The sequence below is a fragment of the Tepidibacillus sp. HK-1 genome, assembly GCF_001748485.2.
Taxonomy (GTDB): domain Bacteria; phylum Bacillota; class Bacilli; order Tepidibacillales; family Tepidibacillaceae; genus Tepidibacillus_B; species Tepidibacillus_B infernus.
Map to the genome: position 1 here is coordinate 36,050 of NZ_BDGM02000022.1, position 15,378 is coordinate 51,427.

Sequence of the window (15,378 nt, forward strand, 5' to 3'; positions counted from 1 at the left end):
CAACCTTTCATACTTTGTTATTGGAAGGAATACTGGACTATCTCTACATGAAAGGCATATGATTGAAAAAGAGGTGATATACAGATGAGACCAAAGATCGGAATTGCCCTTGGCTCAGGAGGGGCAAGAGGATTAGCCCATATTGGGGTTTTGCGTGTGTTGCAAGAACATCAAATTCCCATTGATTTTATTGCTGGTAGTAGTATGGGAAGCTTAATTGGTGCTTTATTTGCAAATCATAATGATATTAACATGATTGAAAAATTAGCGATTCATTTAAAGCGTAAATATTGGTTAGACTTTTCCGTTCCCAAATTGGGGTTGATAACTGGTGATAAGATAAAAGAATTAATACGAATCCTTACTCATGGGAAGAATATAGAAGATTTGCCGATTCCCTTGGCTATTGTTGCCACAGATATTGAAAACGGCCAAAAGAAAGTATTTCGTGAAGGGCCAATCGCTCAAGCTGTTCGTGCTAGTATTTCGATTCCAGGAATTTTTGTTCCGGAGAGAGTAAATGATCAACTTCTTGTAGATGGAGGGGTTGTTGAACGTGTCCCTATCCATTCGGTACGAGAAATGGGGGCAGAATTTGTGATCGCTGTAGATGTTGGGATGGTTGACGCTAAAATGAAAGTAAAATCGATTTTTGATGTAATAACTCAGACGATCGATATTATGGAAAGGCAAATCTATCACCAACAAATCATAAGTGCCGATTACGTCATTCGCCCTAATGTTGGGGAGATTAGTACGACATCCTTTACAAATGTGAAGGAGATTATTGATGAAGGTTATCGAAAAGCTAACGAAGTGATTGAAGAAATTAAGGAAGCACTAATACAATGGGAGAATCATCATGGAAAAAAATAATAATGTTCAATCGCGTAAAATAAAACGGATTCAATGGGTGGTAATGGTTATCATTATTTTTGTTTACCTCACATTTTACATACCAGTACCTTATTTTATTACAAGTCCTGGTTCTGCAATGGAATTAAGTCCTATGATTGAAGTACAAGGGGGATACAAAGAAAAAGGAAATTTCTTGTTAACGACCGTTGCACTAGGAACAGGAAATTTGGCATATTACCTTTATACATATCTAGACCCTTACATGGAGACGCTTCCTAAAAAGGCAGTTTTAGGTGAAAATGAAAATCCTGAGGATTATTCGAAGAGGCAATTGCAGGTGATGAAAATATCCCAAGAAGATGCAATGATTGCAGCTTTCCAAGCCATTAACCAACCAATAATCGTAAAAAATAATGGAATTCTCGTGATGGAAGTGGTTAAGGGGATGCCAGCAGAAAACATATTTAAAGTAGGAGATTTAATTATCGAAGTTGATCACCAATCAATAAAAGAAGTAAAGGAGTTATTACATATACTTGAAAAGAAAAAGGTTGGTGAAAACATTGATGTACGTTTTATAAGGGAAGGAAAAACTTACTTAAAGTCAATACAATTAGCTAAACTTTCTCAACAAACCTCTTTAGATCTGGAAACAAAATCTCAAAGTGAGAGGAGAGTGGGTTTTGGAATTTATCCTGCTCAAGAAAGAGAAGTGATCCCATCCAAAAAAGTTGTATTTAACACAGAAGATATTGGCGGACCTTCAGCTGGTTTAATGTTTACTTTAGAAATCATCAATCAATTGACTTCGGAAGATCTCACAAAGGGCTATCAAATTGCTGGAACAGGTACGATTCAGCCAGATGGAACCGTAGGGCAGATTGGGGGAGCTCGCTTAAAAGTAAAGGCCGCTTATGAAAAGGGGGCAGAGATCTTCTTTGTACCAAAAGATATTGCTACTGATGATACAAACCAAAAAGAAGCTAAAGAGTCAAATCGCTCCTTAGGAAATCCCCTTACAATCGTACCCGTATCTAATGTAAAAGAAGCCCTAAAATATTTGCAAGGCTTATCCCCTAAGGAGAATAAAAAATAGGTTTTTGTTTGTATTCTAACTTTGTTAGTAAACGATTTTTTAATCCTAATTCGTAAACCATACTTGCTTGAACATCCGTTTCAAACATTTGCGGTTGATGACGAGAGATTTTTGTGATCATTGGAACTTGTACCTGATGTTTGATTCGATTTAAATAAGCACGTCCGCGTTCATTAAATCCTAAGATTCGCAGATAACTAGGACCTTTTTTCATATCTAGTGAAGCAATTTGAGCCTTTGTAACATTTAACAAGATATGAAGGAGCATCCGTTGGAGTTTTGTCCGTGTATATCGTTTTGTTTTGATGGACTGAATCAATTCTTCAAAATTGGAAGAGGTAAAAGCATATTCTTTTAACCGGTACTCTATCCCTTCTTCAATACCATGTATTTCTTTTAGTTGAGAATGGGACTTAGTCGTTAAGAGAAATTGGAGAAAAGGGAAAAAGTGATCCCAAGAATGGATTCTCTGATGTTGTAATTCTCGTTCTAATTCATGGTAGGTACTAGAAGGTACGACGGGTTCAATTTGATCCAAACGGTGGGTTGAAAGAATATTTTTTCTTATCGCTGTTGCACTTGCAAAAGAATCAAAATGATTAAGCATAGGTTCGTGATAATGGACTGATTTTCTTTGAATTGTGTGAGCTTGAATCTTACTGTTTAATTTTTTCAATTGGATCAAATATTGTAGGCCCAAAAGATCATTTGGTTCTTTTAATCGAACATGATCCTGTTCAAAAAATGACTCTAAGGATAGAGATAGTGCTTTTGGGTAAGAATGGCCTAATGAAAGAGCTTCTTTTATTCTATTTTGGAATGAATCGGGTTCCTTGTATAATACATGGGCGATCTGGTATAAGGACGAGATGGAATTTGACTCGCTTCCAAAGACCAAGTGATCAACCTTTAAATGTTCAAGAATGGAAATCGCGCCAAATGCAAACCAATCGGCTGATTGAGTGGCAAAGATCGTTGGCAGTTCGATAACAAGATCAATACCTTGGCGTAAAGCCATTTTGGTTCTTGTCCATTTGTCCACAATCGCAGGTTCTCCACGCTGAACAAAAGAACCGGACATTACCGCGATCGTGGTCTCAGGATGGATCATTTTTTTGGCCTGCTGTAAATGGTAAAGGTGGCCATTATGGAATGGATTGTATTCAACAATAATTCCTAGTGTAGTCATAAGAATCCCCCGTTTCAAAGGTATTATAACCGAAGAAACAATGATTGACAAATTTAAAAATGATAAGATATAATGAAACTTGTTGTTTATGAGGTGACAGTCTTGATTATCAAAACTTGGGAACTGGATAAAAGCAAAGTACCTTTAAAACTTCACTATACTGAAGATTTGTCTCATTTAACAAAAGAGATTGACCAGATTAAGGGGATAAAACCCGTTGAAGTGACAGCTCTAGCTGATAAAACAGCAGATATCTACATCCTAAAAGGACAAGTCCAAACCATATTAACATTACAATGTTCAAGATGCTTATCCTTTTTCGACTATCCATTGCAAAGTGAACTTGATGAGGTCTTTTTATCCAAAGATTTGGAAGAACAATGGGACGATGACGATGAGAGGATTCATATCTTACAGAGTGATGAAATCGATGTAACTGCTGTTGTCCAAGAAAATGTATTGTTAAATATTCCTTATGTCCCGGTTTGTCATGAGGAATGTAAAGGACTTTGTCCAACCTGTGGAATCAACTTAAATGAGAGAACATGTGAATGTAAACAGGAGAAGGTTGATCCTAGGTTAGCAGATTTAGCAAAATGGTTTGACCAAAATGATACATCAGAGTAAAATAAAAAGGTCATTTTACTCATTTTGTATAGACTTTAATCTCTTCAAGGAGGTGGGATTCATGGCAGTACCTTTTAGAAGAACTTCTAAAACCCGTCGCGATAAGCGCCGTACTCATTTTAAATTGGAAGTACCAGGAATGGTAAAATGCTCACAATGTGGTGAGTATAAATTAGCTCATCGTGTATGTAAAAATTGTGGAACTTACAAAGGAAAAGAAGTTATAAGTAAATAATCTCAGATAGCAAGGACACAATGTTCTTGCTTTTCTATTTTAATCGTTATACTTAATTTTCCTTTACCGCTTGAAAAAGCGGTATTTTTTTACTATACTAATTAGTACCTGATACTAAAAATAGGTGATAAGATTAGGTGGTGATTACCATCGCACGAATTCCAAAAAAGAAAAGACAAGAAGAATTAAAAAATGTGGTGGATGAAAATCCGTTGATAACTGATGAAGAACTAGCAAAGAAGTTTCAGGTGAGTATTCAAACGATTCGCTTAGATCGAATGGAGCTAGGAATTCCAGAACAAAGAGAACGGCTAAAATCGATGGCTAAAGAGAATAATGATCATGTAAAATCATTACAAATAAATGAAGTGATCGGTGAAATCCTCGATTTACAATTGGATCAATACGGAATCTCGATGATGGAAATTCAAGAGGATCAAGTTTTTAATAAAACGGGAATTGCTAGAGGACATTATATATTTGCACAGGCCAATTCATTAGCTGTCGCGTTAATCAATGAAGAAATTGCGTTAACAGCTAAAGCTGAGATTCGTTTTATTCGACCTGTTTATTTAAATGAAAGACTTGTCGCTAAAGCAAAAGTGATCGACCAACATTTTGATCGAAGCGAAATAGAAGTAGAAACCTTTGTGAGAAATGAGATTGTGTTTAAAGGAAAATTTACGGTTTATCGATCCAAGGGACTATAGCTTGAATAGGAGGATCGTCATGAAAATTGCGATTGATGCTATGGGCGGTGATTTTGCGCCCAAGAGTACAGTACAAGGGGCAACTGATGCCGCAAAACGTTTTAATGATATTGAGATTGTCCTGGTTGGCAAAACAGAAGAAATCAATAAAGTGAAAACTGAACCCTTCCCAAAGAACTTGACCATTCAACATGCGGAAGAAGTGATTTTGACTGAGGACGAACCAGCTAGAGCGGTAAGAAAGAAAAAAGAAGCATCATTAGTCGTGGCATCAAGAATGGTAAAAGAAAAAGAAGTGGATGCAGTGATTACCGCTGGTAACACGGGAGCCTTTATGGCTTCTGGGTTATTAATCGCAGGAAGACTAGCTGGAATTGAAAGGCCAGCATTAGCTCCTGTTTTACCAACAATGGGTGAGAATGAAATTTTAATTCTTGACGTAGGAGCAAACATGGATCCAAAGCCAGAACATCTCGTTCAATATGCTGTAATGGGAAGAATTTATTCGGAACAAGTTTTAGGCATACAAAATCCGAGAATTGGATTATTAAATGTTGGTACAGAGGATACGAAAGGAAATGAACTGACAAAAAAAACATTCCCACTCTTAAAAGCACTTTCAGTCCAGTTTGTCGGAAATGTAGAAGCTAGGGATGTTTTAAATGGCGTATGTGATGTGCTGATTACTGATGGCTTTTCTGGGAACATTCTTCTTAAAACAACAGAGGGTGTTGCTAGTACTGTTTTTCAATTGCTAAAAAAGGAATTTATGCATAACACATTAACAAAATTAGCAGCTGCGATACTGAAACCAGGACTTAAGAATTTCAAGAAAAAGTTGGATTATTCCGAAGTAGGAGGAGCTCCGCTTCTCGGAGTAAATGGTGCTTTTATAAAAGCACATGGCTCATCAGATAGCAAAGCGATTATGAATGCTGTCCGACAAGCTAGATTATTTTTGAAAAATCAAGTAATCGAAAAAATAGAGCAAGAAATTGCAAAAGGGGTGGAGAATCAAAATGGTGACAAATAGTGTTGGAATTTTAGGTATAGGTTCGTATGTTCCAGAAAAAGTGTTAACAAATTTTGATTTAGAAAAAATGGTAGACACCAATAATGAGTGGATCGTCTCAAGAACAGGAATTAGAGAAAGAAGAATCGCTTCCAAAGAGCAAGCTTCGTCTGATTTAGCTTATGAAGCTGCAAAGCTAGCTTTAGAAAGAGCAAACATAACACCAGAACAATTAGATTTAATCATTGTCGCAACGGTAACACCTGACACATCTTTTCCTTCAACTTCTAATATTTTGCAAGATAAATTAGGGGCTAATCGAGCAGCAGCTTTTGATTTAGCAGCAGGTTGTTCAGGCTTCATTTATGGTTTATCCACAGGTTCTCAATTTATTAAATCAGGTACTTATCAATATGTTCTTGTTGTGGGCGTAGAAACATTATCTAAAATTACAGATTATACAGATCGAAATACTTGCGTTTTATTTGGTGATGGTGCTGGAGCAGCTGTCCTTGGTCCTGTCGAAGAAGGGTATGGTTTTCTATCCTTTGAATTAGGCTCCGATGGTTCAGGTGGTAGTTTGTTAAAATTACCAGCAGGTGGTTCAAGAATGCCTTCCTCCGATGAAACTGTACAGCAAAAATTACATTATATTCAGATGGCAGGTAGCGAAGTTTTTAAATTTGCAGTTAAAACGATGGAACAATCACCAATGCGTGTAATTGAAAAAGCTGGTCTAAACAAAGAAGATATTGATTTTCTTGTACCCCATCAAGCGAATTTAAGAATCATTGACTATGCTGTACAACGCTTAGAATTAGACCGCGACAAAGTCGTTGTTAACCTTGATCGTTATGGCAATATGTCTTCTGCCTCGATTCCGGTTGCCTTGGATGAAGCTTTACAAGAAAAGAGAATCAAGCATGGCGACTATGTCTTGCTCGTTGCCTTTGGAGCCGGTTTAACATGGGGAGCAACTCTTCTAAAATGGTTTGAGCAAAAGTAAGGAGGATTTAAATGCAAAAAATAGCGATCATTTTTCCAGGGCAAGGTTCCCAATATGTAGGGATGGGATCCGAGTTTTATAAAGAATACCCAAGTGCTAGGGAAACGTTTCAACAAGCCGATGAATGGCTGGGTTATTCTTTATCTGGATTGATGTTTAATGGACCAGAAGAAGATTTGCGATTAACAGTCCATACACAACCAGCAATCCTTACTGCTAGCTTAGCGATATGGAATGTAGTTAAAGAGATGGGAGTAAGACCAGATTTTGTTGCTGGGCATAGTTTAGGAGAGTATAGTGCCTTAACAGCAGCAGAGGGTATATCTTTTAAAGATGCTTTGCAGGCAGTTAAGAAACGGGGCCAATGGATGGAAGAAGCCGTTCCAAATGGGGAAGGTACAATGGCAGCCATTATGGGAATGGAAAAAAATGAATTAGATCAAGTCTGCCGTGAAATAACAGAAAAAGGCCATATTGTGGAATTAGCTAATCTAAATACACCCAATCAGATTGTCATCTCTGGAAGTAAAACCGGGGTTGAAATGGCTAGCCAAGAAGCAAAAGCAAAGGGAGCAAGAAGAGTTATCCCCCTAGCAGTGAGTGGTCCATTCCATTCCCGCTTGATGAAACCTGCGAAAGAAAAATTACAATCTTACTTAAATGAAACAAAAATAGTAGAACCAATAGTTCCAGTTGTCATGAATGTAACAGGCAAACCTGAGACCAATCCTGTAACAATCAAACACCATTTAGTAGAACAAGTGGTGTCCCCTGTTTTATGGACTGATTCAATCGAATGGATGATCGACCAAGGAATTGATACATTTGTTGAAGTGGGTCCTGGAAAAGTACTAACAGGATTAGTGAAGAAGATTAATAACCAAATACAAACTTATTCGATTGAAGATATTACTTCATTTGAAAACTTTAAAAAAAGCTTAAAATAAAGGGGGCAATCCAATGCTGAATTCTAAAGTGGCTATTGTAACTGGCGCTTCTCGGGGAATTGGTAGAGAGATTGCATTAGTTTTAGCAGAAGCTGGAGCCAATGTGGTTATCAATTACATGGGAAATAGAGAAAGAGCTGAGGAAGTAGCAGAGCTCGTAAAGGAGTTAGGAAGAGTAGCATTAGTGGTACAAGCTGATGTGTCTAACCCTGATGATGTAGAAAATATGGTGAATCTGACTTTAACCAAATTCGGTAAAATTGATATACTTGTAAATAACGCTGGTATTACTAGGGACAACTTAATTATGAGAATGAAAGTAGAGGATTGGGACACTGTCATCGATACCAATCTAAAAAGTGTCTTCTTGTTAAGTAAAGCTGTGTCTAGGCAAATGATGAAACAAAGAGAAGGAAGAATCATCAATATTTCTTCAGTTGTCGGTGTTCTTGGTAATCCGGGACAGGCGAACTATGTCGCTGCAAAAGCAGGGGTAATTGGGTTGACTAAGACATTGGCCCGAGAGTTTGCATCTAGAGGAATTACTGTTAATGCGGTAGCCCCAGGTTTTATCGAGACAGATATGACCGCTTCTCTAAAAGAGGAGATTCGAACACAACTATTATCGCAAATCCCATTAGCTCGTCTTGGTTCAGCCAAAGATGTAGCAAAAGTTGTCAGATTTTTGGTATCTGAGGATGCTAGCTATATGACTGGACAAGTGTTACATGTAGATGGTGGACTGGTCATGTGACTAGTTTTTTCCTAATCATTTTCGTATAATACTGGAGAGGAGGTGAACGATCGTGGCAGATATATTTGATCGTGTAAAGAAAATTATTGTAGATCGTCTGGGAGTTGATGAAGAAGAGGTAAAACTTGAGTCTTCATTTAAAGATGATCTTGGCGCTGATTCATTAGACATTGTAGAATTAGTGATGGAGTTAGAAGATGAGTTTGAGATAGAAATTTCTGATGAAGATGCAGAAAAAATCTCCAAAGTAGGAGAAGTTGTAGATTATATTAAAGCTCATCAGTAAGTACAACATAAAGTCCCGAACTTCCGGGACTTTCTTCTCAATAAAGAATGTATAACTTTCTTTTCCTTAAACAGCGTCATAAGGGGTGTAATAATGGATAAACGTGTCGTTGTAACTGGTATGGGAGTCGTTTCTCCTATTGGGAATCATATCGACTTATTTTGGCATAACTTGATTCATGGCAATTCAGGGATTGATTATATTACTCAATTTGACACTGCTGATTTTACAATTAAATTTGCAGGGGAAGTAAAGGATTTTAATCCTGAAGAATATATCGATAAAAAAGAGACGAAAAGGATGGATCGTTTTACTCAATTTGCTATCGCTGCATCAAAAATGGCAATTAATGATGCAAATTTAGTGATAGATGATACAAACGCAGATCATGTGGGCGTTTATATCGGCTCTGGTATTGGTGGGTTAAAAACAATAGAAGAACAACATAAAGTCATGCTGGAGAAAGGTCCAAAACGAATTAGTCCATTTTTTATTCCTATGTTAATAGGTAATATGGCATCTGGACAGGTTTCTATATTTACAGGAGCAAAAGGACCAAACAGTGCACCTGTTTCTGCATGTGCAACTGGAACCCATGCGATCGGAGATGCGTATTTGATGATTCAACGTGGGGATGCAGATGTCATGATCACTGGAGGAACTGAAGCAACCATTACCCCATTAGCGATCGGCGGTTTTGCTTCTATGAAGGCTCTTTCTACACGAAATGAGGATCCAAAAAGAGCAAGTCGCCCTTTTGATAAAGATCGAGATGGCTTTGTCATGAGTGAAGGAGCAGGAATTCTGATTTTAGAATCGTTAGATCATGCTTTAAGTCGTGGAGCAAAAATTTATGCTGAAGTGATTGGCTATGGTGCTACTGGAGATGCCTATCATTTAACAAGTCCTGCTCCTGGTGGAGAAGGTGCAGCTAGAGCAATGAAAATGGCTTTAAGAAGGGCGAATATTCAACCTGAAGAAGTAGATTATATTAATGCTCATGGAACTTCGACTGAATTGAATGATAAATTTGAAACCATGGCGATTAAAGCAGCATTTGGAGAGTATGCTTATAAACTGGCTATAAGTTCGACAAAATCTGTAACAGGACATTTATTAGGAGCTGCTGGAGCAGTTGAAGCGATTGCGATGGCGCTGGCCCTACAAAATGGAATCATCCCGCCAACGATTAACTATGAAACAAGAGATCCTGAATGTGACCTTGATTACGTACCCAATGAATATAGAAAACAAGAAATTAAAGTTGCACTATCCAACTCACTAGGATTTGGTGGTCATAATGCAACGATTATTATGAAAAAATATCAAGAATAGGAACTTGGTGGTGACAATAGTGGCAAGAGATTTTAAACTGCTTCAAGAAGATTTGGGTATTTCTTTTCATAATACCCAAATCTTGAGGCAGGCTTTTACCCATTCCTCTTATGTGAATGAACATCGTAATCGTAATTTACAAGATAATGAACGTTTAGAATATTTGGGTGATGCAGTATTAGAACTTACGGTATCCGACTATCTTTTTCATAAGTTTCCAAAGATGAAAGAGGGAGAAATGACGAAGCTAAGGGCTGCAATCGTTTGTGAATCTTCTTTAGTAGACTTTGCAGAATTCCTTCATTTCGGGGACTATATCTTACTTGGAAAAGGCGAGGAATTGACTGGAGGAAGGGCTCGCCCTGCATTACTTGCAGATGTATTTGAATCCTTTATTGGTGCTCTTTATTTGGATCAAGGAATCGAATCAGTAAAACAATTTTTAGAGAGGTACGTATTTCCTAAGATTGATCACGGTGACTTTTTTCTTGTTCATGATTACAAAAGTCAATTACAGGAGCTTGTTCAGCATGATAACTTAGGAAATATCGTATATCAAATTGTTGAAGAAATTGGCCCTGCTCATGATCGTGAATTCCATTCTGAAGTACAAATTGAAGGAAAGGTATACGGCCATGGGATTGGTAAAAGCAAAAAAGAATCTGAACAACAGGCAGCTCGACAAGCTTTAAAAAAATTAGATGTTAACGTATAGAAAAAGGGAGCAAACCACTGCTCCTTTTTTTTTTAAAGATTAAGAAAGTATAACTTTCTTCCATTTCTTAATTGGAAAGCATAAATTTCTTTTATCATGGTACCAGCAAAAGTAACCTCGAAGGGAATCGTCACTTTTGTGGGCTTTCATTCATGATTATGATAAAATAAAAGAATTGAAATAGGTTTTAAGGAGAGGAAAGCATGTACCTTAAAAGAGTAGAATTATCGGGGTTCAAATCATTTGCTGATCGAACAGAATTTGAATTTGTTCCTGGAATTACAGCAGTGATTGGTCCGAATGGTAGTGGAAAGAGTAATATCACGGATGCGATCCGCTGGGTTCTGGGTGAGCAAAGTGCCAAAACCCTCCGCGGCGCAAAAATGGAAGATGTCATTTTTGCGGGAAGTGATTCTAGAAAACCTGTTAATTATAGCGAAGTATCTCTTACATTAGATAACCAAGATCGTTCATTAGATATGGAATATTCTGAGGTGACCGTTACAAGAAGACTTTATCGTTCAGGTGAAAGTGAATATTATATCAATAATCAACCTTGCCGTTTAAAAGATATTACTGAGTTATTTATGGATACAGGACTCGGCAAAGAGGCTTATTCCATAATTGGCCAAGGTCGTATCGAAGAGATTTTGAGCTCTAAATCAGAAGATCGCAGAGGAATCTTTGAAGAAGCGGCAGGAATCGTTAAATATAAAACAAGAAAAAAGGAAGCACAAAAAAAATTAGATGAGACAGAGCAAAATTTAGTTCGAATTAATGATTTGATCTATGAATTAAAAGATCAAATAGAACCATTAGAAGAACAAGCAAAAGTAGCAAAACAATATAAAGATTATGCGAATCAATTAAAGGAATTAAATATACAATGGTATGTTCATGATATTGAAAAAGCCCATTTGGAATGGCAAAACACTGAAAATGCAAAAAAAGAATTGACTAAAGAACAAATCGAAATCACTTCCCAGTTAAGTCAAATGGATGCGATTATTGCAGAAAAACGTTGGCACATTAACCAACTGGAAAATGAACTAGATGAACTCCAGCAACAATTACTCAACATAAGTGAAGAAGTTGAAAAAACAGAGGGGAAAAGAGAAGTCTTTCGAGAAAGAGAGAAAAATAACCAGACGATAAAAACGCAAACGATTCAAAATCTTGAAAAATTCCAATTTAAAAAAATTGAAATTCAAAATCATTTGCAGCAAGAAAAAAAGCGACTAGAAACGATAGAAGAGAAGATCATTCAACTTTCAAAACAACTAGCGAATGAAGAAAGTTCCTTAAGTCAACTGATCGCTAATCATGAAGATAAAATAGAAGGTTTGAAAGAAGAATATTTTGAACTGTTAAATGAAATGGCAACCGTTCGAAATGAGATTCGTCATTTGGCGAGTTCTAAAGAAAGTCTTACCTACCGTATTGATAAGTTAAATGGAGAGAGAGAGCAAATTGAAAAAGAAAAGAAATTGCATGCTGAAAAGTTGGAAAATATTAGTCGTGAAATCCAACATACTCAGGACGAAATTGAACAACTCTCCGAACAGTATCGTGAACAGCTTCATTTACAACGGGAATTAGGAAAGCAACAAGAAGAAAAACAAGCAACATTATTAGATCAACAACAAAAGTTAGATGCTTTAAATTCCAGACAACAAGTACTAAGGGAAATGCAGGCAGATTTCTCAGGATTTAACCAAGGGGTTAAAGAAATACTAAAAATCCGGGAAACTCAAAAACTTAAAGGTATTCATGGTGCAGTTGCCGAATTGATTCAGGTCCCCAAAAAATATGAGATAGCGATTGAAGTCGCTTTAGGTGGTTCTTTACAGTATATTGTTGTAGAGAATGAAGGTGTTGGCAGACATGCCATTCAATATTTAAAAGATAAAAAACTTGGGAGAGCTACATTTCTACCTATCGATGTCATCAAAGGCAAGAAAATAAGTTCATATGATTTAGGTAAAATTCAACAGGTCAATGGTTATGTTGGCGTTGCCATCGATTTAATTGAAGTAGATATACAATACAAGGATATTATCGAATATTTTTTGGGACAAGTAATCATCACTTCCGATCTAAAAGTGGCTAATGAAATAGCAAAAACATTAGGATATCGTTATCGCATCGTTACTTTAGAAGGTGATCTTGTCAACCCAGGGGGGTCGATGACTGGAGGAAGCCAGCAAAGAAAAAATATCAATTTATTAAGCCGACAACGAGAAATTGATGAATTGACAGAGCAAATTGAACAGACAAAAAAAGAGTTATCCAATCAAAAAGTTGATATGGAAAAAATCAAATTAAATATTCATTCGACACAGGAACTATTGGAGAGAATTCGTAATCAAGGTGAGAAAGAGCGGATCAAAGAACAAGAACTTCTAGGAAAGCATAAACAAATTGAAATTGAATTAAAAAATATTGAAGAGCGTTTGATGATTATCTATCAAGAAATCGAACAATCAAAAGACGAATGGAACAGTTATCATACGAAAGAGGAAGAATTAAAAAATACCCTTGAAGAAAAGGGTAAAAAGGAAAAGCTACTGCAAAAAAATATTGAAGAGGCAGAATCGATTAGAAAACAAGATGAATCCACAAAGGAAAAAACCAATAAAACGATCACAGATTTAAAAATCGATCTGGCTCGTTTGCAACAAGAAAAGGATAGCAGTCAATCATTAGTTGTAAGACTAGATACAGATTTGAAGGAGGCCTCAGCTTCACTAGAACAACAACAACAAATTTTGATTCAATTAGAAAATGAATTGATCATACAGAAACAAGATGAATCTACAATTAGTGACACCATTAAGGAGTTACGAATATCAAAGGAACAATTCCAAAAACAAATCGAAGAAAAACGAAACGTTCGTACAAAAATGCTTCAAGAAATTGAAACAGAAGAGCTTGATGCAAAAGAAATCAGAAAAAAATTAAAGACAGTGGAATCTGGTATCCATCAATGTGAAGTAAAAATAAGTCGCCTTGATACTGAATTAGAAAATTTATTAACACAATTAACAGAAGAATACCAAATGAGCTTTGAATGGGCACGACAACAGGTAATGAAAGTTGAAAATATCGACTTGGTAAAAAGACAAGTGAAAGAATTAAAAGAAAAAATTCAAGGTCTAGGTTCAGTCAATCTCGGAGCTATAGAGGAGTTTGAAAGAGTATCTGAGCGTTATCAATTTTTATCTACACAAAAAGATGACTTGGTTGAAGCAAAACAAACGTTATATCAAGTGATTAAAGAAATTGATCAGGAGATGGCAAAACGATTTATTGAGAGTTTTGAAGCGATTCGAGAACAATTCCAAATCGTTTTTTCCAAACTATTTGGTGGCGGTAGGGCTGATCTGATATTATCTAACCCAGATCAATTGTTAGAAACGGGAATAGAAATTGTTGCACAGCCCCCTGGAAAAAAACTACAAAATTTAGCCTTATTATCTGGAGGAGAAAAAGCCTTAACAGCGATTGGTTTATTATTTGCAATCCTTCGCGTCAAACCAGTGCCATTCTGCGTTCTTGATGAAGTTGAAGCAGCACTTGATGAAGCAAATGTCTATCGATTTGCTGAATATTTAAGAGAATTCTGTTCCTATACACAATTTATTGTCGTAACTCATCGAAAAGGAACAATGGAAGGCGCTGATGTGTTGTATGGAGTGACCATGCAGGAATCTGGGGTTTCTCGATTGGTTTCAGTCAAATTAGAAGAAAAGGAAAAGTCGATGCAATTGGCCTAGGAGGGATTAAATATGGGTTTTTTTAAGAAATTAAAAGAAAATATTGCCAATAAGACACAAGAAGTTACCTCAAAGTTTAAAGAGGGATTATCTAAAACCAGAGATTCATTTGTAGAAAAAATGGAAGACTTAATCGTTCGTACCAAAAAAATTGATGAAGAATTTTTTGAAGAATTAGAAGAAATTTTAATTGGTGCTGATGTTGGTGTTCATACAGTTCTTGACTTGATCGAACAATTAAGAAAAGAAGTAAAAACTAGAAAAATTGAAGATGCAAATCAGTTAAAACCTATTCTAACTCAACAAATCGTAAACTTTTTAAAAGATGGGCAATCAAATGAATTAAATATTCAATCTGAAGGTTTAACCGTTATTCTTTTTGTAGGAGTAAATGGAGTTGGGAAAACCACTACGATTGGCAAACTGGCTCACAAATTAAAAAAAGAAGGATTAAAGGTGATGATGGCTGCAGGTGACACCTTTAGAGCAGGAGCGATTGAGCAATTAGAAGTTTGGGGAGAACGAGTAGGGGTAGACGTCGTTAAACATCAAGCAGGTTCTGATCCAGCTGCTGTGATTTTCGATGCCATTCAATCAGCAAAATCAAAGCAAGTGGATGTACTGCTATGTGATACGGCTGGACGTCTCCATAATAAAGTGAATTTAATGCAGGAGTTAAATAAAATTTTTCGCGTGATTAAAAAAGAGATTCCTGAAGCACCTCATGAAGTCCTATTAGTTTTAGATGCAACGACTGGCCAGAATGCGTTACAACAAGCCAAATTGTTTAAAGAATCTGCAGGTGTTTCAGGTTTGGTCTTAACTAAATTGG

Annotated in this window: 15 protein-coding genes; 14 read left to right on the forward strand and 1 reads right to left on the reverse strand. The window is 36.5% G+C overall.

Going from position 1 to position 15,378, the window contains the following annotated elements; all coding sequences use genetic code 11:
* Positions 1 to 84 precede the first annotated feature (84 nt).
* Positions 85 to 876, forward strand: a complete 792-nt coding sequence (locus BEN26_RS11360) for a patatin-like phospholipase family protein (RefSeq protein ID WP_069799665.1) — start codon at positions 85 to 87, stop codon at positions 874 to 876.
* The gene (locus tag BEN26_RS11365) at positions 863 to 1,954 is read left to right on the forward strand and encodes a SepM family pheromone-processing serine protease (RefSeq protein WP_069799667.1); all 1,092 of its coding nucleotides are present in this window, start codon (positions 863 to 865) and stop codon (positions 1,952 to 1,954) included. Before BEN26_RS11360 ends, BEN26_RS11365 begins: the two co-directional genes overlap by 14 nt.
* On the opposite strand, the gene BEN26_RS11370 is transcribed toward BEN26_RS11365, so the two are convergent.
* A complete protein-coding gene (locus BEN26_RS11370; RefSeq protein WP_069799669.1) occupies positions 1,935 to 3,143 on the reverse strand; it encodes a nucleotidyltransferase in 1,209 nt (402 codons plus the stop codon). The two genes, BEN26_RS11365 and BEN26_RS11370, sit on opposite strands and share 20 nt — an antisense overlap.
* 102 nt (positions 3,144 to 3,245) lie before the next feature.
* Between BEN26_RS11370 and BEN26_RS11375 the strand changes: the two genes are divergently transcribed.
* The 12 genes from BEN26_RS11375 to ftsY form a co-directional block, all read left to right on the forward strand.
* Positions 3,246 to 3,770: a YceD family protein gene (locus BEN26_RS11375; RefSeq protein ID WP_069799671.1), complete on the forward strand. Its 525-nt coding sequence runs from the start codon at positions 3,246 to 3,248 to the stop codon at positions 3,768 to 3,770.
* Positions 3,771 to 3,831: 61 nt separating this feature from the next.
* A complete protein-coding gene (gene rpmF, locus BEN26_RS11380) occupies positions 3,832 to 4,005 on the forward strand; it encodes a 50S ribosomal protein L32 (protein ID WP_068724514.1) in 174 nt (57 codons plus the stop codon).
* Positions 4,006 to 4,142: 137 nt separating this feature from the next.
* Positions 4,143 to 4,715 (forward strand): transcription factor FapR, encoded by a 573-nt coding sequence (fapR, locus tag BEN26_RS11385; protein ID WP_069799673.1) that lies wholly within the window; start codon positions 4,143 to 4,145, stop codon positions 4,713 to 4,715.
* A gap of 19 nt (positions 4,716 to 4,734) precedes the next feature.
* Positions 4,735 to 5,748, forward strand: coding sequence for a phosphate acyltransferase PlsX (plsX, locus tag BEN26_RS11390; RefSeq protein ID WP_069799675.1), 1,014 nt, complete (start codon positions 4,735 to 4,737; stop codon positions 5,746 to 5,748).
* Positions 5,735 to 6,733 (forward strand): beta-ketoacyl-ACP synthase III, encoded by a 999-nt coding sequence (locus BEN26_RS11395; RefSeq protein WP_069799677.1) that lies wholly within the window; start codon positions 5,735 to 5,737, stop codon positions 6,731 to 6,733. The genes plsX and BEN26_RS11395 overlap by 14 nt, the downstream gene beginning before the upstream one ends.
* 11 nt (positions 6,734 to 6,744) lie before the next feature.
* The gene (gene fabD / locus BEN26_RS11400; protein WP_069799679.1) at positions 6,745 to 7,680 is read left to right on the forward strand and encodes an ACP S-malonyltransferase; all 936 of its coding nucleotides are present in this window, start codon (positions 6,745 to 6,747) and stop codon (positions 7,678 to 7,680) included.
* Positions 7,681 to 7,693: 13 nt separating this feature from the next.
* The gene (gene fabG, locus BEN26_RS11405) at positions 7,694 to 8,434 is read left to right on the forward strand and encodes a 3-oxoacyl-[acyl-carrier-protein] reductase (RefSeq protein WP_069799681.1); all 741 of its coding nucleotides are present in this window, start codon (positions 7,694 to 7,696) and stop codon (positions 8,432 to 8,434) included.
* A gap of 52 nt (positions 8,435 to 8,486) precedes the next feature.
* Positions 8,487 to 8,720: an acyl carrier protein gene (gene acpP, locus BEN26_RS11410; RefSeq protein ID WP_068724502.1), complete on the forward strand. Its 234-nt coding sequence runs from the start codon at positions 8,487 to 8,489 to the stop codon at positions 8,718 to 8,720.
* A 93-nt stretch (positions 8,721 to 8,813) separates the two neighbouring features.
* Positions 8,814 to 10,055: a beta-ketoacyl-ACP synthase II gene (gene fabF, locus BEN26_RS11415; protein ID WP_069799683.1), complete on the forward strand. Its 1,242-nt coding sequence runs from the start codon at positions 8,814 to 8,816 to the stop codon at positions 10,053 to 10,055.
* A gap of 10 nt (positions 10,056 to 10,065) precedes the next feature.
* The gene (gene rnc, locus BEN26_RS11420) at positions 10,066 to 10,770 is read left to right on the forward strand and encodes a ribonuclease III (RefSeq protein ID WP_399168416.1); all 705 of its coding nucleotides are present in this window, start codon (positions 10,066 to 10,068) and stop codon (positions 10,768 to 10,770) included.
* A 203-nt stretch (positions 10,771 to 10,973) separates the two neighbouring features.
* A complete protein-coding gene (gene smc, locus BEN26_RS11425; RefSeq protein ID WP_069799685.1) occupies positions 10,974 to 14,546 on the forward strand; it encodes a chromosome segregation protein SMC in 3,573 nt (1,190 codons plus the stop codon).
* A 12-nt stretch (positions 14,547 to 14,558) separates the two neighbouring features.
* On the forward strand, positions 14,559 to 15,378 hold an 820-nt coding region (ftsY, locus tag BEN26_RS11430), incomplete at its 3' end, for a signal recognition particle-docking protein FtsY (RefSeq protein ID WP_181482278.1).